The following is a 17,566-nucleotide window of genomic DNA, read 5'->3' on the forward strand; positions in this document are numbered from 1 at the left end:
GAGTGTCGGTGCCTCGGGGTAATCTCCGAACAGACAACTGGATCGGCAAGTTCTCGACAACCGAAAAGAATGTGGGACCGCTTCGTACGGGCATGTTCGCGTACAGCGAAACGCCTGGTCATGTTACGGAAAACACAGTGAAACATTCTCGGGAACAAAGCCCCCGTCCCAAACGTCTGACAGAGTAGTCAATACCACTGCTGGGAAGTAGCGGCAGCGAGCTCGCGGAGTAGACCGCGGGCCCCACACCCAGGCGAACGGTCTTCTGCACCGGGAGCCAGGACGGAGGAGTCATGCCAGGAACCCTGACTAGCACCCCACTGACCGCGGTCGACCGGTGCGACCGCTGCGGGGCGGCGGCACGTGTACGCGCAGTCCTTCCTGCCGGTGGTGAGTTGCTCTTCTGCCAGCATCACGCCAACGAGCACATGGAGCGTCTGCGCGAGCTCGAGGCCGTGATCGATACGGAGTCGGCACCGGCGCTGTAATCAGCTCCTCTCGTCCGCTCGACAACTCAATCTTCCGAAGTACGCATACGGGCGGCCCCTGTCGGGGCCGCCCGTTTCCCGTCCGGCGGGTGCTACACGCCCAGGCCCTTGGCGAGAACCGGCCAGGACCTGATGAAGTTCTCCCGCCAATAGCCCCACGAGTGCGTGCCCGACGGCTGGAAGTTGAACGTCGCCGGAATGCCCAACTGCCCGAGCCGGGTGGCGAGATTATGTGTGCAGTAGTTCACGCCCGCCTCGATGACCCCGCCGATGACGACCTGGTCGGCCAGCCCGCCCACACCGGGCAGCGCGTACGGGCCGTCCAGCGTGTCGTAGGGGCCGGGCAGTCCGTTGCCGGAGGAGACGTACAGGTTCAGGCCCCGCAGCTGGGCGGCATGCACATAGGGATCGTTGGCCACCCATTCGGGCGAGCCGTCCGGCCCCCACATGTTGTCCGCGTTACCCCCGCCCCACACGTCGACGGTCAGCCTGACGAACCTCGAACCGACCGGATCACTGGTCTGAGCGCAGCCACTGTACGAGGCGGCCGCGCGATACAGCCCCGGTTTCGCGATCGGCAGCGCCAGCACCGTGGTCGCCGAGGTCGAAATCCCGGCGATCGCGTTCACGCCGTTGGTGCCCAGCGCCGCGTTGATGATCGGCGGCAACTCCTCGGTGAAGAACGTCCGCCACTTGTTGCGGCCCAGATGCGGATCGTCTTTGATCCAGTCGGTGTAGTAGCTCCACCTACCGCCGATCACCTGGATCACGTTGACGTTCTTGTCGGCCATGAATCCGGAGACGATATCGGTGTTGTGATCCCAGGTCGCGGTGTCCTCGCCGCCGCCCGCGCCGTTGAGCAGGTACAGGGTCGGGCGCGGGACGGAGGCGTCGGCGGGACGGTGCACGTTGACCGGGAACGCCTTGCCCATCGCGGCCGAATACACCATCAGCCGCAGGTCGCGTTTGCCGAGCAGACTCGCCGATTGCACCCGTGAACCGTCTGGCGCGGACCGGTCGCCCAGCAGCGAACCGGACGTCATGATCGGATCGGCGTGCGCGTCGGCGGTTCCGGTCTCGAGGCCGACCGCGACGAGGAAGAGGGTGGCCGCTGCGATCGCCGCCATTCGGGTGCCGCGACCTATCCGACGAGATATCAACTCCGCGCCTTTCCTGTCGACCGCGCTGGCTAACAGCGAGCCACCGTATCGGAAATATCGAGTTATCTCGTCGCGGCACGCAGATAGGTCATTCGACTGTTTCGCATCTGAGTATTCGGTTATCGCGGACGATTCTCGATACCGTCCAGCAACCGATCGAGCCCGTAGTCGAACGCACCGTCGGGATCGCCGGGAGCCTGATACGCCTGACCGACCGTGGCGCCCACCCGGCTCGACAGCGGGTAGTCGGCCTCGGGCATGACCTGAGTCAGCAGCGGGCCGTGTACTTCCCACCACTGCGCGTCGCTCATCTCCCGCGCGCTGCGCGCCGCGGCGACGGCCATGCGAGCGTTACCGGTGGCGAATTCGGACAGCACCGCGATGACCCGGTCCATCTCCAGATCGTCGAACCCGGAGCCGTCCAGGGCCGCGAGTTGACGTTCGAATCGGCGGATGCGGCCGGGCCCGAGCACCTGACGCCACGGCGGCACCTCCAGCAACCACGGGTGGGTCAGGAGTTCACCCCGCACTCCTCGGGCTATCGCCGCCATGCGCTCGCGCACCGGCAGCGTCGTATCGATGGGAGCGTCCTCGGCGGCGACCGCGTCGACCATCAGCATGATCAGCGCATCCTTCCCGGGCACATAGGTGTAGAGGCTCATCGGTCGCACTCCCAGTTCGGCGGCGACCGTGCGGATCGACACCCGGTCGTACCCGTCGCGGTCGGCGATCGCGATACCGGCCCGCACGACCGCGTCCACGGACAGCCCCTGCCGCGGTCCACGCGCTCGCGCCGGGCGGGGCAACGCATCGCGCCACAGCAGGCTCATCAGGCGCGCGGCCTGGTCGAGGGCTGATTCTTCGGGCACGTCGCCACTCCCTGGAATTTCGGTACACTGTACGGCGTTACTCTACATCGTACGCTGTACGCCGATAAGTGAGGGACGCCCTGCCCACCACGCATGCCACCTATCTGCCCGACCGGCACATGTTCGCCCTGTGGACCTGGACCGGGCAGCGCCCCGGCCCCGCACCCTCCGGACCGGGCGAGCCGGACCGCATCGCACTTGCGATTCCCTCGGCGACGGGGAATATCGCGGTCACCCAGGTCGCCTGCACGCTGGTCGAACCGGATCAGCTCACCACCGCGCGGCGCACCCCGTCCGTACGCGCGTGGCGCGCCGCTCTGGACGGCCGCGCCGATGCGAACGAGCTGCCGCCCGCCGCGCATGCGGTGCCGAATGCCACTGGGACCGGGATCATTTCGGCCGACCGGGCAGTGCGCGCGCTCACCGGCACGCTGGCGGTCGGCACGGAACTGGATACGACCCTGCACGCGCGTCTGCGGCCCTATCAGGCACGCGGCATCGCCTGGCTGCGGGAGACCACCGCCGTGCACGGTGGCGCGGTCCTGGCCGACGAGATGGGCCTGGGGAAAACGGTGCAGGCCATCGGGTTTCTGCTCGGCCGGGCGGCGGACGGGCCGCAACTGGTGCTGTGCCCGACGTCGCTGGTGAGCAATTGGGTGCACGAGATCGAACGTTTCGCGCCCGGTCTGCGGCCGGTCGCCTGGCGCGGGGGCGAGCTGCCCTCTCGCGCGGCGGATCTCGTCGTGGTCGCCGGTTATCCGACGTTGCGCGCTCATGCCGGCCCGCTGGGCGAACATGCTTGGACGACAGCGATATTCGATGAAGCGCAGGTGTTGAAGAATCCGCGCACCCAGGTGGCGAGGGCCGCGCGGTCGCTCAGCTCGCGGGCGCGGGTGGCGCTGACCGGGACGCCGGTGGAGAACCATCTGGACGAGTTGTGGGCGCTGCTCAACCTCGTTGTGCCGCAGGCTTTCACGCACAAGGCCCAGTTCCGGCGGCGGTTCGTGCGGCCCATTCACGAGGGCTCGGCAGACGCGGCGCTGCGGTTGCGGGACACCCTCGAACCCATCGTGCTGACCCGCAAGAAATCTCAGGTCGCCGCGACACTGCCGCCGAAGATCCACTGCGACCTGATCTGCGACCTGACCGACGAGCAGGCGCGGATCTACGACGAACTGCTCGATCGGGCCGAGGCCGAAGGATTCGGCAGTGGCGCCCAGCGGCATTCGCGCGTGCTGGCGGTGCTCACCGCGCTGGGCCAAGTGTGTAACCACCCCGGCCTGATCTCCGGCGATCTCGGCGAATTATCCCGGCGCTCAGGGAAATTCGACGTCTGCGCCGACGTCCTTGCCAACAATGTCGAACTCGGTGCGCCGACCCTGGTATTCACCCGGTTCCGCCGTACCGGTGAGCTGCTGGTTCGGCACTGCGCCGAACATCTCGGCGTCGCCGCACCGTTCTTCCACGGCGGGCTCGGCACCGATGAACGCACGCGGATCGTGACGCGGTTCCAGTCGCCCGGCGGGCCGCCGGTGCTCATTCTGAGCCTGCGGGCGGCGGGTACCGGGCTGACGCTCACCCGCGCGGCCGACGTGATCCATTACGACCGCTGGTGGAATCCCGCCGTCGAGGCGCAGGCCTCCGATCGCGCCCACCGCATCGGGCAGACCCGCACGGTCACCGTCACCACTCTCACCACCGGAACGACCGTCGAGGAACACATCGCGAACATGCACACCCGTAAATCGGCGCTGGCCGACCTCACCACCGACGCCGATCCCGACAGCAACACGATCGCAGAACTGTCCCGTCTGGACGACGACCGCCTGCTCACCATTCTGCGTCGCAAGCGAGGAAATTGACATGCCCGACAACGAATTCGGATACACCGCCTGGGGCATGGACTGGGTCCGCCTCGCCGAACCTCTGCGCACGACCCGACCCGAACCCCTCCTCCCCCGCGCCCGCAGCATCGCCCGCAACGGCGGCGTCCAGCTCGACATCGACGGCACCTCGGTCCGAGCAAGCATCCATCGCGGCTCGCAGGCATCGGTCACATATCTGGAACTCGAGCCGCTGTCCCCCGCCGCGGTTGCCGAGATAGCCGCTCGAATCCCCACGGACACAGTGGAACTGGGCGACAACACACATGCGGCCCTGCGCACCGCCGGAATCACCGTGGCCCCTGCCCTCCACCTCACCGACTGCTCCTGCACCGCTCGCACCCCCCGCTGCCTGCACCTGTTGGCCACTTGCTACGCCCTGGCCCGGCAGATCGACGAAAACCCATGGCTGGCATTGGATCTGCAGGGTTACCGCCTCCCCGCCGCCGAGCGGTCACAGCCGGCGAACACACCGGCGCCACGCTGGACGCCCATCGCCTCCCTCGACCCCACAACGTTTTTCGGCGTTTCCAGGTAGCGTGGACGGCGGCTCACGATCAGCCGACAACCGCGCCGACGCACTGGATCAACGCGGACCCGTGGCGCGGTCCTGCGACGAAGCCAAATCCTGGGCCGCCGGGTACGACGCCGACTCTCATTGGAAGAGCCGCCACCGAAGCTCGCGGCATCGAACACCATCAAGCCGCCGCAAAGATGTCCTTGTGCCCCCGATTGCCCGACGCAGCCACGGGGGCAGATGTGCTGCGAGGTCCGGGGCAGGGCCCAACATCGGCAGGGCGACGTTCGACCAGGGCGGTATCGAGGTTGACCGTAAACGGACACCAGCAGGTCAGCACCAGCGGTGCCGGCCCAGCGCAAGTCACAGTCGAACATCATGCAAAGTAGAAAAACTCAACTTATAAGTTGATTCACTCTACTTTCACGGATACGCTGATCGTATGCGCAGCTACGGTGAATACTGCTCGGTCGCCCGGGCTCTCGACCTGGTCGGCGACCGCTGGACGCTCCTGATCGTGCGTGAGCTGCTCATCCAGGGATCGTGTCGATTCACCGACCTGAAGAACGGGCTGCCCACTATTGCCACCAACCTCTTGTCGACCAGGCTGGGCGAGCTCGAGGAGAACGGGCTGATTCACCGCATCGATGCGCCACCCCCTGTCGCGACCACCCTCTACGAACTGACCGAGACCGGGCGGGCGCTGGAACCCACACTGCGGACGCTCGGCCTGTGGGGCATGCGATTCATGGCCACCGAGCGGCCCGGCGACACGTTCCGGGCGCAGTGGCTCGCCTATGCGCCGGCGTGGTTCACCGTCGACGCCGATCCCGACGGCCCGCCACTGACCATCCAACTGATCGCGTCCGGCGAACACGCGGTCGTCGAATTCGGCGATGGCCGAGTCGACACGAGGGTCGGCCGCGCCACCGACCCGGACCTGACCGTGGAAGGCCCACCCCGCGCCGTCCTCGGACTGCTCACCGGGTTGATAGACCTCGACGAAGCCACCGCGCTCGGGCTCACCACGCTCGGCAGGCGCGATGCTCTCGATCGACTACGCCCGATCAGCCAACCCGGAGCACCCCAGTGAAGGAAGCAGACATGACACGTGCGCGTATCCCCTCCCACTACGAAACCGGCTCATCACGGCCGGACATCGAACGAGCCCTCATCGCGGCCGGAAAGGACCTGGACCACCTCCAGGCCGCAGACCTGGGGATGCTGGAGGACTTCCACACCAGCGGACGCATCGCGACCGAGCAACTCGCGGACCTGCTCGGCATCGCGCCAGACAGCAGCGTCCTCGATGCCGGCACCTGCATCGGTGGCACCGCGCGGTACCTCGCCGCCCGCTTCCGATGCACGGTGACGGCAATCGATCTGGCCGAAAGCTACTGCGACACAGCCCGCTGGCTCAATCGCCTGGTCGGCCTGGACGACCGAATCATCGTCAGGCGGGCAGATGTCACCGACCTCCCGTTCACCGACTCCTCCTTCGACGTGGTCTTCAGCCAGCACGTCCAGATGAACGTGGCCGATAAGAACCTCCTCTATCGGGAGGCACGCCGCGTGCTGTCGTTCGGTGGGCGACTTGCCTTGTGGGACATCACCTCCGGTGAGCACGGCGAACCGGACTACCCGATGCCCTGGTCCGATCAACCCAGCCAGAGCCACCTGGTAACTCCGGCCGGGCTGCGCGCCACCGTCGAGGACGCCGGATTCACCATCGAACACTGGGCAGACCTCACCGAAACGGCCGTAACCACGATGCGAATGGTGCGCGCGCTGCCCCCTGGCCCGCTCGGACTCCACATCTTCGTCCCCGACTTCGAGACCCGCGTCGACAACCTCATCGAAGCCCTCGCCGATGGACGCCTTCGAGCGATCCAGGCCATCGCACAGGCAACCTAGAACCGCTGGCAGACCGGTTCACGGCGACCGGCAGTAGCCGGACCTCATGGCGGCGTGCCGGTGGCCGGGTGAGCGGATTGCCGGGCCGGAACTTCGGAGCCCGGCAAGGTTCCCTGACGAAGACCGGCTCGCCGGACCACGCCCAGCGGCGCGTGCACCTTCAGCCATCGGCATTGGCGCGTTCGATAACCCAGGCCGCGATCTGAGTGCGAGAGGTGAATCCGAGCTTGGTCAGGATGTGCTCCACATGGCCTTGCGCGGTCCGCTGGGAGATGACCAGCTTGGCGGCGATCTGTTTATTCGTCATTCCGCGGGCAATCAGTTCGGCGACCTGGCGTTCGCGCTTCGTCAATTCCGTCGGCGGTGTGCCGGCGACGGGACGGTCGCCCAATGCGAACGCGACTGCCGCGTCGCTCGTCATCGCGCGCCCATTCCGGAATGCCGTATCGAATCGTTGCTGTCCTAGACCGCGTTGCGCTGTTCGTACACATTCGTCGTGGTACGCCGCCTCCGGAGGAAAGGCGACGATGCGGGTGCCGATCGAACGGCTCAATTCATCGGTGGCTCCCAGCAGGATGGCCGCGCGCTCGGCATCGCCCTGCCGGGCGGCAATCCAGGCCAGTCCCTCGAGTCCCGCCGCAGTGGTGACCGGACTGCGCAAGCGGCAGTTCAGTTGCAGCGCTTGCTCGAACAGCCGCCGCGCCCGGACCGGGTCACCTTCCTGCCATACGGACTGCCCGATCATCAACAATGCGTAACTCCGCTGCATCGTCTCCCCGCTGGCCTGGGTGATGGCGATGATCTGCTCCAGCCGATCCATCGCCAGTGCGGAATCACCGTGGGCTTGATACGCCATGCCGAGAATGGCCAGTGCGGCAACGTGCAGACGACGGTTCCCGAGCGAGTCGAACACTTCGGCGGCCGTTTCCAGTGCGGAGCATGCACGGGTGAACTCACCACGGGCCATGACCTGCAATGCATCGGCCATATCGGCAAGTGCGCGTGGCATCGGGTCGGATACGTGATCGGCGATGGCGCGTGCCTCCGCGGTGAGCGCGCCTGCCCGCTCCAGATCGGACTGCAATATGGCGATCGAGCTACTGAGAGAAAGCGTCTCGACGCGATCGGCCGGTGACTGCTGCGCCGGATGGCTCAACATGCGGTCGCTCCATCGCCGGGCTTCGCTGTATCGGCCGCGAACTTGCCAGTACTGGATGAGGGCGTTGACCGTGCGCAGTCCGGTGGACGCCGCTTCCGCACTCTCGTCGATCACGCAGCATTCGAGTGCATCGCGCAGATTCGATTGCTCGCGGTCGAGACGTTCGATCCAGTCGAGTTGCCGGTCACTGACCCACGCGGCCGCCGCCGCACTCGTCAGCTGTGCGTACCAGTCGCGGTGCGCACGGCGAAGCCGCACGTATTCGCCACGCGCGCGCAGCTTATCGATACCGTATTCGCGCAACGTCTCGAGCAACCGGAACCGGACGACTTCGTTCGTCTCCTCGCGCACGACAATCGACTTGTCGACCAGCGCGGACAATGTCTCGAGCGGGCTCTGCACAATCGAGTCGGGATGGCACACCTGTTCGACGGCATCCAGCTCGAAACCACCGGCGAACACTGACAGCCGGCACCACAGCAGTTGCTCTGCCTCGGTACACAACTCGTAACTCCAGTCGATACTCCAGCGCAAGGCTTGCTGCCGCGTGGGTACGTCTCGACTGCCTCGGGTCAGCAACGCGTACCGGTCGGTCAGCCTTTCCAGAATCTGTGCCGGTGACATAGTCCGCAGCCGGGCGGCGGCCAGCTCGATCGCCAGCGGGAGTCCTTCCAGCCGGGAACAGATCATTGCGATATCGGCCTTGTTGGATTCGCTGATCTCGAAGCCCCGAACTACCGCGGACGCGCGTTCGGCGAACAGTGCCACGGCATCGTATTTGGGCAACCCGCGTAAGGATGCCTCCCAATCCGCGGCCGGGGCTGCCAGCGGATCGACCCGCATCACGGCTTCGCCTCGTACGTCCAGCGACTCACGACTGGTGGCAAGGATTCGAAGCTCGGGACATGCCAGTAACAGCGTCGTCGACAGCGCGGCCACCGCGGCGACCACGTGTTCACAGTTGTCCAGTACCAGCAAGCTCTTTCGCGGGCCGAAGAAACCGAGCAGCAGATCCTGCAACGGATCCGGCGCCCGGTCGTGTATGCCGAGGGTTGCCACAACGACATTCATCAGCAGCGACGGATCCCGGAGCTCTCCCAGCTCGACCAGCCACGTGCCATCGGGAAAGTCGCGCCGCACGCTCGAGGCCGCACGCACCGCGAGCCGGGTTTTACCGACGCCGCCCATGCCGGTCAGCGTCACCAGCCGCGATGCGGACAGCAAATTCTTCACCTCCGCCAACTCGGCGCGGCGGTTGATGAAACTGGTCAGCTCGACCGGAAGATTTTTCGCCCTACCGGGACGCGAGGACAGCATCGGCGGGCGAGATCCGGACGGCTCCGGCGCATTGCGCTGAGCCGGGGATTCGGTGTGCAGCGCCATCTCGTCGACCGGAAAGTCGTGGGCCGACTGGAATCGCCGAAGCTGCTCACCGAGAGCTTCGGCGGCCGGGCGGTGGAGCGGGTCGCCGGACATCGCCGACTCGACTATCTCCGCCAACTCCCCGGGAATGTCGTGCGCACGCAGGTCGGGCACGGGCTGACTGGTGATGCGCAGGAACTGCGCGACCACCTGCTCGCCACTGTGGCGCTCGTACGCCGCGTAACCGGAGAGCGCGGTGAACAGCGTCGCCCCGAGACCGTAGACATCCGATGCCGGAGTCGGCTCATCGCCGGAAAGTATCTCTGGGGCGGTATAGGCCGGAGATCCCGTGATGGTGCCGGCAGAGGTGCGAAAACCACCGGCGATATGCGCGATTCCGAAATCGGCCAGGGCCGGTTCGCCGTAATTGGTGAGCAGAATGTTGGCCGGCTTGACATCACGGTGAATAATCTCCCGGCGGTGCGCTGTCGCCAGCGCACCGGCGATCTTCACACCCAGTCGCACCGCCTGCACCACCGAGAGCGGGCCATGCCGCCGGATCTGCAGCTCGAGCGAGCCGTGTGCGTGGTAGGGCATCACCAGGTAAGGGAGACCACCGTCCGTCACGCCCACCTGCAGCACGCCGACAATGTTCGGGTGGCCCGTCAACTGGGCCATTGCCCGTTGCTCACGCAGAAACCGCGCGCGGTCCTCTTCCCCGAAGTCGGAGTCCAGAACCTTCACCGCGACAATGCGGTCGAGGTTGATTTCGGTGCATCGATATACCACACCGAATCCGCCCCGCCCGATCTCTTCCGCGTTGTCGAAACCCGCCGCCCGCAACTCCTCGGTGATCTGTGGTGCGACCGCCTTTCGAGTCCTCAGCGGATCATTGATCTCCATCCCATTCGCCCAAGTCCATCGATCTTGACCGGAGTATCGACATATCTGTTGCTCACCCAGCGTATCCCCGCAGACCATCAGTGCCACCCGGATCGGATGCTCCGGCAGACTTCGCTGCTCTCACGAGGGCGATCGTCGCTGGTGCCGCGTCCGGAAGGGTTGACGCTGTAACCGGCGGCTGGGTGGCGGGTTGATCATCGGCGGAAGTGTTGCAGGCCAACATGTTTCAGCCTCAGGGAATGGGGCTGGCCCGGCAGGCCCACGACACCGGCCGGGTGTCGGGGCCACCGCCGGCGAGAACGTGGAAGACCGGCGAGGACACCGGCTTTCGGGCCGAGCCACGATCATCGGACACATCTCGACCGATCCGGCACTACGCGCCGCCTGGTTTGCGGGCCGTTACGAACCGGCCTCCGCGAGCCGGGAACATGGACTGTTCCGGGAACCGGGCACCGTAGCGTTGGGCCGCGTCGTCGACATGTTCCACGGTCACCGTCCAGCCGTGCTCGCGCAACCAGGCGTCGACGGGGAAGTCCTCTTCCTCGTCCGGCCATAGTTGGGTGATGTCGAAGCCGGTTTTCTCGGACATGCGGGCACGGCGTTGCTGGAATTCCGGGTCTCGGCGCAGACTCGCGAGGTCGGCGACGTACTCCAATTCGATGCTGCTGCCTGCGGCGGTGAGCTGGTCGACCGCGGAGAGCAGATGTTGTTTCGCGGCGTTCGGGAGGAAAGGCAGTAATCCCTCGGCCAGCCAGGCCGACGGGCGGGACGGGTCGAAACCGGCCGCTCGCAACGGCTTTGTCCACTCTTCTCGCAAATCGACCGCAACCGTCCGTCGATCCGCACGCGGGTGCGCACCGTGCTCATCGAGGACGCGGTCCTTGAATGCCAGCACCTTCGGCGCGTCCAGTTCGTAGACCGCCGTACCCGCAGGCCAGTCCAGGCGGAACGCGCGGGTATCCAACCCCGCGGCGAGCAGAACCGCTTGCGACGCCTCGGTCGTCGCCGCGCTGAAGTATTCGTCGAAATACCGCGACCGAACTCCCATGTAGCGGGCCATCGTCGCCCAGGGAACGTCGGGATCCTCCTCGACCTCATCCGGCCGAGTCGGCAATTCGATCGGCGCGTCGGCCGCTCGCACGAACGCCTCCGCATAAGGATCGGACACCAATCCACCGTCGCGATGGGTCTCCATCGCCCGGCCCGCCGCGACGGCGAGTGCGGTGAATCCCACGCCGGTGACAATGTCCCACTGCGCTGATACTGCTCCCACGGACTCGCTCGCGCTCGTCATGTGGGGTCAATTTACTCGCCTGGTCACCCATACAGCAATCAATTGGCTATCAGCGTGGGCGGTAGTACGCGCCGACCCGCCGTAGTCGCGGTATCCGCCACGCCGGCGGTGCCGCCGAGGTCGATGTCCTGGTGAACGCCGCGGGCATTTCGCCGGTCAGCCCACTGGAACAGCTGCCCGAGGCGCTACGGCGACAGTTGGAGGTGAACGTCGTGGGTGCGCCGCGTGTCATACAGCGTGTGCTGCCGGGTATGCGGGAGCGTGGCCGGGGCCGGATCGTCAGCGTCAGCTCGGTCGCCGGACGGATCAGGATGCCGGGGATGGACGCTTACGCCGTGAGCAAGCGTGCTGTGGAATCGGTGAGCGACGCTCCGCGGCACGAGCTGAAACCGTTCGGGGTTGGGTGAGAGTGATCCAGCCGGGCGGCAGCGACACGCCGTTCGCCGAGGCCGGCTCGTCCCCGCGGTCACCCTCGTCCCGGTCCCGGCCGGCCGAGCTCGAATAGCGGCGCGAATACCGCGGTGAGCATGCGCTCCCAGCGCAGGCGGATTCGATCGGACGGCAAGCTACCGCCGACGGCGGCCATGGGGATCCCGCGGCTGCGATTTCGCCCCGAGCATCGGGAAGGTTCACATCCGTGAGATCGGAGCTTCGCCCGCCGGATGGCTGGTCACCGAGAGGAATTTTCCGCTCGCCCGGCCGAACAAGTCGGGCAGTCGGAGTGAAATTAGTTGGCTCCCTATGGGTTTCGCGTCTACGAGGTTCTCGGGAGTCAGGGTAGGTCGTACCGGCCGGACCGGAGAGCGGCCGCGAAGGCGTCCCAGGCGGCGGGAGCGAAAACCAAGGCGGGGCCGGTGGGGTTCGTGGAGTCGCGGACGCCGACCGTGTTGCCGGTGAGGTGGGCTACCTCGACGCACGTATCCTGGCTGGCGGATCTGGTGCTCTTGAACCATATTGCACCACTTGGTTCTACAGTCATGGCAGATACTCCCTTGCTGCCTTCAAAAGCAGTTCCCTGCTTTCGTTTTCGTCCAATGCTACTCGGTCGATCCGCGACAACGCCTGTCGGTACTGAGCGATTTCAGACTCCTGGTCCAGGTAGAGCGCGCCGGTGTACCCCTGCACGTAGACTACGGGCGGCTCGGCCAACCGGGAAATACTGTGCGATGAAAACTCCATCAGCACAAAGGAACCGGTGAGTAAGCCCAGGTGGCTTCCGATGCGGTGCGGAACGATCCGAATCGAAATGTTCGGCGCCCCAACATCCGCCGTGGCACGGCCGAACCGGTCATTACCTGACCTCACTCCCCTTCGACTCGCATTTTGGAATGGGTTCAGAACGTCATTTTGGAAGCGGCACAGTATTTTCCAGAATTCGTGCCTGGAAAGCTTCCGGTGCGTTCTTCGGCAGCGTACTACTGATCTCGCCCCGGCGGCCAGGATGTTCCACAACTCGAATTCTCTTGTATCCGAGTTCATTCGGCCTTGGCCGTCGGGTATTCCAATCTGCCCAATACCAACCCGGAGTATTCCATGTACGACATTCCAGTAATGAACCACAACCGATTGCCCATCATGACAATCGAATACGCCCATCTGATCATGCAGAAGCACCTGGAATGCCCGGCCGCGGTCTGCCAGGTCAAGGCCCAGGCGAAACAGCGCCTGATCGAAGCCGGCCGGCTCGTTCCCGCCGACGTCCCCCACCTGGGTTTCTGATGACCGGACTTCGGGCGCGCGCAGGCGGCGAGCTTGGCAACAGGACGATTTCGCGGCGCTGCGGTTCAGTGACGAGCACATCACATCCGCCCCGCCGTCGCGAAGGATCTGTCCGCGCGCTTCAACGCCTGACCCGAGAACGCCGTACACGTAAGCGCGAGGAGCAATGCGAGCGCTGGTAGCCCTCGGGCCGCGACCGCCGCTCACCCACCGATATCCACCCGCGGGTGGAGAGAGATCAGCTGACGGGTGGTGTCCCGCGACCGTCTCACCCGCGCATTCTCGATGCATGACAATTGTGGATGCGCTGGCCACAGCGGCCGGTTGGAGTGTCGATATCGTCGGGCTGGTGTGGCTGGGGACCGCGGTGTGGTTCGCCGCCGTGCGGCCGACCGGGGTGCGCGGCAAGATCTGGCATTTCGCGCGGACGTTGCTGCCCGAGCCGTGGATGATCGTCGGCATCGTCGCACTGAGCGTCGTGATTCACCTGCTGCCCCACGGGCTCTGGGCGCCGATCACCTGGAAGGTCGCGATTCTGCAAGGTATCGGAGCCGTCCTGATCATCACAGCGGCGGTGTTGATGGTCTGGGCCCGGCTGGCCCTGGGCACGATGTGGGCCGGGCGGCCGATGATCCAGCAGGACCATCAACTGCGCACCGGCGGGCCCTATCAGTTGGTGCGGCATCCGATCTACACGGGTCTGCTCGGGCTCATGATCGGCCTGACCCTGCTGGCCGGATTCGGATCCGCGATCGTGCTGCTCGTCTTCGTCACCGCCTGGTTGCTGCGCCGCGTGCACGTGGAGGACAACATGCTGATCGATACGTTCGGCGACGATTACCGCAGCTACCGGCGTCGCGTTCCGGCGCTGGTGCCGTTCGCGGGACCGCTGATCCGGGTGTGAGCGCGATCCGATCGGTACGAGACGGTTCTCGAGCGCGCAAATCCGTGCTATACATAAGGCGAGGCTAACCTCCACAGGCGAGGCTAACCTCGTCGAGAACCGTCCTACCGCACCGCGAGGCCGACCGTGTACATCTGTATTTGTAACGCCGTGTCAGAGTCCGACGTGCACAGTTGCGTCGCGGCGGGTGCGTGCTCCACCAAGCAGGTCAAGAACGCTTGCGGCTGGAAGCCCGGCTGCGGCAGCTGCACGCGGCGCCTCAGCGAGGTCTTCGGCCAGGCCATGGCCGCCTCGGCGAACGCCTCCTCGGATTCCTCGGCGGCCTGATTCCGGCAGATCCACGGCGCGCTGAATGCTGAAAGTTCGCTCAGGTGAGCCTTGCCACAATGAGGTGTGGCTGACCTCTGTTCTGCTACAATCCAGGCCCCGGTGTCCAGGGCCCTTCCCCGTTGTGCCACTATCGCTTTCATGGAAGGCGACAAGGATATTATCGCGCTGCTCAACGAGCAGCTCACCGCCGAATTGACGGCGATCAACCAGTACTTCCTGCACGCCAAGATGCAGGAGAACTGGGGTCTCACCAAGCTCGCCAAGCACACTCGATACGAGTCCATCGACGAGATGAAGCATGCGGAGATCCTCACCGACCGCATCCTGTTTCTCGAGGGGCTCCCCAACTATCAGAAACTCAACGTCCTGCGGATCGGACAGACGGTCGCCGAGCAACTCGAGGCCGATCTCGCCGTAGAGATGGAGGCGGTGAACCGGCTGCGTCCGGGCATCGAGCTAATGCGTTCTCGCGGCGATGTGACCTCCGCCCGGATCTTCGAGAAGATTCTCGAGGACGAGGAAGAGCACGTCGATTACCTCGAGACCGAACTCGAACTGCTGGCGAAACTCGGTGAGCCGCTTTATCTTCAGCGCTTCACCGAAACCCCTGAAGGCGACTGAGTCCGCTCGCGCCCGGCCGGTCGCGCGACCGGCCGGGCGCATCGCGGCTACATCCGCCGCAATGCGGAGATGCGCTCGGACAGTTGATCGACCGTGGCCAGCGCAGTCGGCGGCCCACCGCACTCCCGGCGCAGCTCGCCGTGAATCACGCCGTGCGGCTTACCGGTGCGGTGGTGATGCATGGCGACCAGACTGTTGAGTTCGCGACGCAATTCGCCCAGCCTGTCCGCGGTGGCGACACGTTCCGACGCCGCCGAGGCGCTCGGGCTCTCCTCGGTGACCGTGACCGTCGCACTGCGCTGCTGAATCTGGCGGGTCTGCCGATCACGAAGCAGCGCGCGCATCTGCTCGGCATCGAGCAGACCCGGAATGCCCAGATAGTCGGCTTCCTCGTCGCTGCCGGAGAAGGTCGCCGTGCCGAATGAATCACCGTCGTAGATCACCTGATCCAGTTCGGCGTCCGCGGCCAGTGCCACGAACTTCTTCTCCTCGTCGCCCGGCTCGTCCTGCTGTTTGTTGGCCTCGATCAGCAGCTCGTCGTCCAGGGCGTTCTTCTCACGGTGCGGTTTGCCGATGACGTGATCGCGCTGCACCTCGAGCTGCGCGGCCAGATCCAGCAGCACCGGCACCGAGGGCAGGAAGACGCTCGCGGTCTCCCCCGGACGCCGGGCACGCACGAAACGGCCGATCGCCTGCGCGAAATACAGCGGCGTGGATGCGCTGGTCGCGTAGACGCCGACCGCCAGGCGCGGGACGTCGACCCCCTCGGACACCATGCGCACTGCCACCATCCACGGATCGGTACTGCGGGCGAACGCATCGATCCGGTCCGAGGAACCCGGATCATCGGACAGCACCACCGCGGGTTTGCTACCCGAAATATGTTCCAGCAGATCGGCGTAGTCGCGCGCCTTCTCCTGATCGGTGGCGATCACCAGGCCGCCCGCGTCGGCCATCCCCGTGGCGCGCAACTGCCGCAGCCGGGTGTCGGCGGCGCCGAGCACCTTGGACATCCAGTCGCCGGCGGGGTCGAGTGCGGTGCGCCACGCGCGTGCGGTCTGCTCGGCGCTCAGCGGCTCACCCAGGCGCGCGGAATACTCCTCGCCCGCGCTGTCGCGCCAGTGCGCGTCACCCGAATAGGCCAGGAACACCACGGGCCGCACGACGCCGTCGGCCAGCGCCTCGGCGTATCCGTAGCTGTGATCGGCGCGCGAACGCGGGAATCCGGCCTCGTCGGGCTCGTAGGTGACGAACGGGATCTGGCTGTCGTCGCTGCGGAACGGAGTGCCCGTGAGCGCCAGACGGCGTGTCGCGTCGCCGAACGCCTCGGCGGTCGCCTCACCCCAGCTCCTGGCATCGCCCGCGTGGTGGATCTCGTCGAGAATCACCAGGGTGCGGCGGTTTTCGGTGCGCACGCGATGTTTGAACGGGTGCGAGGCCACCTGTGCGTAGGTGACCACGACGCCGTGGTAGTCACCGGACGTACCGCCCGCGGAATTGGAGAAGTTCGAATCCAGCGCCAGCCCGGCCCGCGCCGCCGACGCCGCCCACTGATGCTTGAGATGTTCGGTAGGAGCGACCACCGTCACCTGATCCACGGTGCGATCGGCCAGCAGTTCCGACGCCACTCGCAGCGCGAACGTCGTCTTACCTGCTCCCGGGGTCGCGACCGCGAGAAAATCACGTGGTTTGGTCGTCAAATACCTGGTCAGAGCCCTGCGCTGCCACGCACGTAAAGAACCGCCACCACCCGAAGTCACTCCACGAAGAGTACCCACCCCCACCGACAACCTCCCAATCCGACACTGTGTCTTCGGCCTCCGCTTCGCTCCGGCGGGCCGCGGCCCCCAAGGCTCGATTCTTCCTTCCTCCGCTTCGCTCCCCCGCCCCGTCGATCCAGAATCGAGCCGGGCCGCGGCCTTGAGAGTTGGCGTTGCCCGGGGGCGGGCGGGCCGTGTGATCACCGAATACTGTCTGTGCTCGGCGCCCGCTTCGGTCAGTCCAGAATCGATTCTGGTCGCGGCCTTTGCATTTGGCGTTGCCCTGGGGCGCGCGAGCGGGTTATCGCCCCGTTGTCTGCGCTTCGTCGCCCCGTCGTCCCGCTCCGCCGGTTCAGAATCAGCCGGGCCGCGGGCCTTCCAGTTGTCCGAGGTGGATACGGCGGGTGATCGCCGTGTTGCTTGCGCTTCGCTGCCCCACTCGCTCGATCCGGAATCGCCCGAGTAGCGGCCATGATGCCGGTGTTGCCCGAAGTGCGCGGGCCGGGTGAGGTGCGGACCTGCCGGCGATCCGTGGTGGCGGCTCGGGTGACTTCGCGCGTTATGGGTATTTCCGAGCGGTAGTGATCTGTGACTCTTTTCGGGCTGGTGCACCGAGGTTGCCGGACTCGGTGCGCGGCGGCGCCGGGATGGGTCCTGGTCCGGCGGGCAAAGTTTCGGCCATC

Annotated in this window: 17 protein-coding genes; 10 read left to right on the plus strand and 7 right to left on the minus strand. The window is 65.9% G+C overall.

Annotation, left to right across the window (positions count from 1 at the left end):
• The first annotated feature begins 293 nt into the window (after window positions 1–293).
• Window positions 294–488 carry a DUF7455 domain-containing protein gene (locus AC5WS7_RS11055; protein ID WP_067664704.1) on the plus strand — a complete coding sequence of 65 codons (195 nt, stop codon included), beginning with the start codon at window positions 294–296 and terminating at the stop codon, window positions 486–488.
• Window positions 489–580: 92 nt separating this feature from the next.
• On the opposite strand, the gene AC5WS7_RS11060 is transcribed toward AC5WS7_RS11055, so the two are convergent.
• Both AC5WS7_RS11060 and AC5WS7_RS11065 read right to left on the minus strand, forming a co-directional pair.
• Window positions 581–1,615 (minus strand): alpha/beta hydrolase, encoded by a 1,035-nt coding sequence (locus AC5WS7_RS11060; RefSeq protein WP_495954324.1) that lies wholly within the window; start codon window positions 1,613–1,615, stop codon window positions 581–583.
• A gap of 152 nt (window positions 1,616–1,767) precedes the next feature.
• Window positions 1,768–2,478 (minus strand): TetR/AcrR family transcriptional regulator, encoded by a 711-nt coding sequence (locus AC5WS7_RS11065; protein WP_495954535.1) that lies wholly within the window; start codon window positions 2,476–2,478, stop codon window positions 1,768–1,770.
• A 158-nt stretch (window positions 2,479–2,636) separates the two neighbouring features.
• Between AC5WS7_RS11065 and AC5WS7_RS11070 the strand changes: the two genes are divergently transcribed.
• The 4 genes from AC5WS7_RS11070 (at window position 2,637) to AC5WS7_RS11085 (ending at window position 6,831) form a co-directional block, all read left to right on the plus strand.
• Window positions 2,637–4,379, plus strand: coding sequence for a DEAD/DEAH box helicase (locus AC5WS7_RS11070; protein ID WP_495954536.1), 1,743 nt, complete (start codon window positions 2,637–2,639; stop codon window positions 4,377–4,379).
• A gap of 1 nt (window position 4,380) precedes the next feature.
• The gene (locus AC5WS7_RS11075; RefSeq protein WP_495954325.1) at window positions 4,381–4,938 is read left to right on the plus strand and encodes a hypothetical protein; all 558 of its coding nucleotides are present in this window, start codon (window positions 4,381–4,383) and stop codon (window positions 4,936–4,938) included.
• Between the two features lie 421 nt (window positions 4,939–5,359).
• Window positions 5,360–6,010 carry a winged helix-turn-helix transcriptional regulator gene (locus AC5WS7_RS11080; protein WP_495954326.1) on the plus strand — a complete coding sequence of 217 codons (651 nt, stop codon included), beginning with the start codon at window positions 5,360–5,362 and terminating at the stop codon, window positions 6,008–6,010.
• 11 nt (window positions 6,011–6,021) lie between these two features.
• Window positions 6,022–6,831 (plus strand): class I SAM-dependent methyltransferase, encoded by an 810-nt coding sequence (locus AC5WS7_RS11085; protein WP_495954327.1) that lies wholly within the window; start codon window positions 6,022–6,024, stop codon window positions 6,829–6,831.
• Window positions 6,832–6,991: 160 nt separating this feature from the next.
• On the opposite strand, the gene AC5WS7_RS11090 is transcribed toward AC5WS7_RS11085, so the two are convergent.
• The gene (locus AC5WS7_RS11090; protein WP_495954328.1) at window positions 6,992–10,255 is read right to left on the minus strand and encodes a protein kinase domain-containing protein; all 3,264 of its coding nucleotides are present in this window, start codon (window positions 10,253–10,255) and stop codon (window positions 6,992–6,994) included.
• Between the two features lie 373 nt (window positions 10,256–10,628).
• Window positions 10,629–11,549, minus strand: a complete 921-nt coding sequence (locus AC5WS7_RS11095) for an SAM-dependent methyltransferase (RefSeq protein ID WP_495954329.1) — start codon at window positions 11,547–11,549, stop codon at window positions 10,629–10,631.
• A gap of 92 nt (window positions 11,550–11,641) precedes the next feature.
• Here AC5WS7_RS11095 and AC5WS7_RS11100 point away from each other — a divergent pair, with 92 nt between their 5' ends.
• Window positions 11,642–11,956 (plus strand): SDR family NAD(P)-dependent oxidoreductase, encoded by a 315-nt coding sequence (locus AC5WS7_RS11100; protein ID WP_495954537.1) that lies wholly within the window; start codon window positions 11,642–11,644, stop codon window positions 11,954–11,956.
• A gap of 365 nt (window positions 11,957–12,321) precedes the next feature.
• Here the strand turns inward: AC5WS7_RS11100 and AC5WS7_RS11105 are convergent, their stop codons facing one another.
• Window positions 12,322–12,528 (minus strand): DUF397 domain-containing protein, encoded by a 207-nt coding sequence (locus AC5WS7_RS11105; protein ID WP_495954330.1) that lies wholly within the window; start codon window positions 12,526–12,528, stop codon window positions 12,322–12,324.
• Window positions 12,525–12,854: a Scr1 family TA system antitoxin-like transcriptional regulator gene (locus AC5WS7_RS11110; RefSeq protein WP_495954331.1), complete on the minus strand. Its 330-nt coding sequence runs from the start codon at window positions 12,852–12,854 to the stop codon at window positions 12,525–12,527. Before AC5WS7_RS11110 ends, AC5WS7_RS11105 begins: the two co-directional genes overlap by 4 nt.
• Window positions 12,855–13,124: 270 nt before the next feature.
• Here AC5WS7_RS11110 and AC5WS7_RS11115 point away from each other — a divergent pair, with 270 nt between their 5' ends.
• The 4 genes from AC5WS7_RS11115 (at window position 13,125) to bfr (ending at window position 15,123) form a co-directional block, all read left to right on the plus strand.
• Window positions 13,125–13,268, plus strand: a complete 144-nt coding sequence (locus AC5WS7_RS11115) for a hypothetical protein (protein WP_495954332.1) — start codon at window positions 13,125–13,127, stop codon at window positions 13,266–13,268.
• A 289-nt stretch (window positions 13,269–13,557) separates the two neighbouring features.
• The gene (locus tag AC5WS7_RS11120) at window positions 13,558–14,172 is read left to right on the plus strand and encodes a methyltransferase family protein (RefSeq protein WP_495954333.1); all 615 of its coding nucleotides are present in this window, start codon (window positions 13,558–13,560) and stop codon (window positions 14,170–14,172) included.
• 126 nt (window positions 14,173–14,298) lie between these two features.
• A complete protein-coding gene (locus tag AC5WS7_RS11125) occupies window positions 14,299–14,499 on the plus strand; it encodes a (2Fe-2S)-binding protein (RefSeq protein WP_495954334.1) in 201 nt (66 codons plus the stop codon).
• Between the two features lie 141 nt (window positions 14,500–14,640).
• Window positions 14,641–15,123, plus strand: a complete 483-nt coding sequence (bfr, locus tag AC5WS7_RS11130; RefSeq protein WP_495954335.1) for a bacterioferritin — start codon at window positions 14,641–14,643, stop codon at window positions 15,121–15,123.
• Window positions 15,124–15,170: 47 nt separating this feature from the next.
• On the opposite strand, the gene AC5WS7_RS11135 is transcribed toward bfr, so the two are convergent.
• Window positions 15,171–16,883, minus strand: a complete 1,713-nt coding sequence (locus AC5WS7_RS11135) for a DEAD/DEAH box helicase (protein WP_495954336.1) — start codon at window positions 16,881–16,883, stop codon at window positions 15,171–15,173.
• Between the last annotated feature and the right edge of the window lie 683 nt (window positions 16,884–17,566).

Source organism: Nocardia sp. PLKS1-43, from assembly GCF_059510335.1.

Coding starts and splice junctions, on each gene's coding strand:
- AC5WS7_RS11095 (WP_495954329.1), bottom strand. CDS start 11,549: ATGACGAGCGCGAGCGAGTCCGTGGGAGCAGTATCAGCGCAGTGGGAC.
- AC5WS7_RS11070 (WP_495954536.1), top strand. CDS start 2,637: ATGTTCGCCCTGTGGACCTGGACCGGGCAGCGCCCCGGCCCCGCACCC.
- bfr (WP_495954335.1), top strand. CDS start 14,641: ATGGAAGGCGACAAGGATATTATCGCGCTGCTCAACGAGCAGCTCACC.
- AC5WS7_RS11090 (WP_495954328.1), bottom strand. CDS start 10,255: ATGGAGATCAATGATCCGCTGAGGACTCGAAAGGCGGTCGCACCACAG.
- AC5WS7_RS11120 (WP_495954333.1), top strand. CDS start 13,558: ATGACAATTGTGGATGCGCTGGCCACAGCGGCCGGTTGGAGTGTCGAT.
- AC5WS7_RS11080 (WP_495954326.1), top strand. CDS start 5,360: ATGCGCAGCTACGGTGAATACTGCTCGGTCGCCCGGGCTCTCGACCTG.
- AC5WS7_RS11055 (WP_067664704.1), top strand. CDS start 294: ATGCCAGGAACCCTGACTAGCACCCCACTGACCGCGGTCGACCGGTGC.
- AC5WS7_RS11115 (WP_495954332.1), top strand. CDS start 13,125: ATGACAATCGAATACGCCCATCTGATCATGCAGAAGCACCTGGAATGC.
- AC5WS7_RS11065 (WP_495954535.1), bottom strand. CDS start 2,478: ATGAGCCTGCTGTGGCGCGATGCGTTGCCCCGCCCGGCGCGAGCGCGT.
- AC5WS7_RS11060 (WP_495954324.1), bottom strand. CDS start 1,615: ATGGCGGCGATCGCAGCGGCCACCCTCTTCCTCGTCGCGGTCGGCCTC.
- AC5WS7_RS11075 (WP_495954325.1), top strand. CDS start 4,381: ATGCCCGACAACGAATTCGGATACACCGCCTGGGGCATGGACTGGGTC.
- AC5WS7_RS11105 (WP_495954330.1), bottom strand. CDS start 12,528: ATGACTGTAGAACCAAGTGGTGCAATATGGTTCAAGAGCACCAGATCC.
- AC5WS7_RS11085 (WP_495954327.1), top strand. CDS start 6,022: ATGACACGTGCGCGTATCCCCTCCCACTACGAAACCGGCTCATCACGG.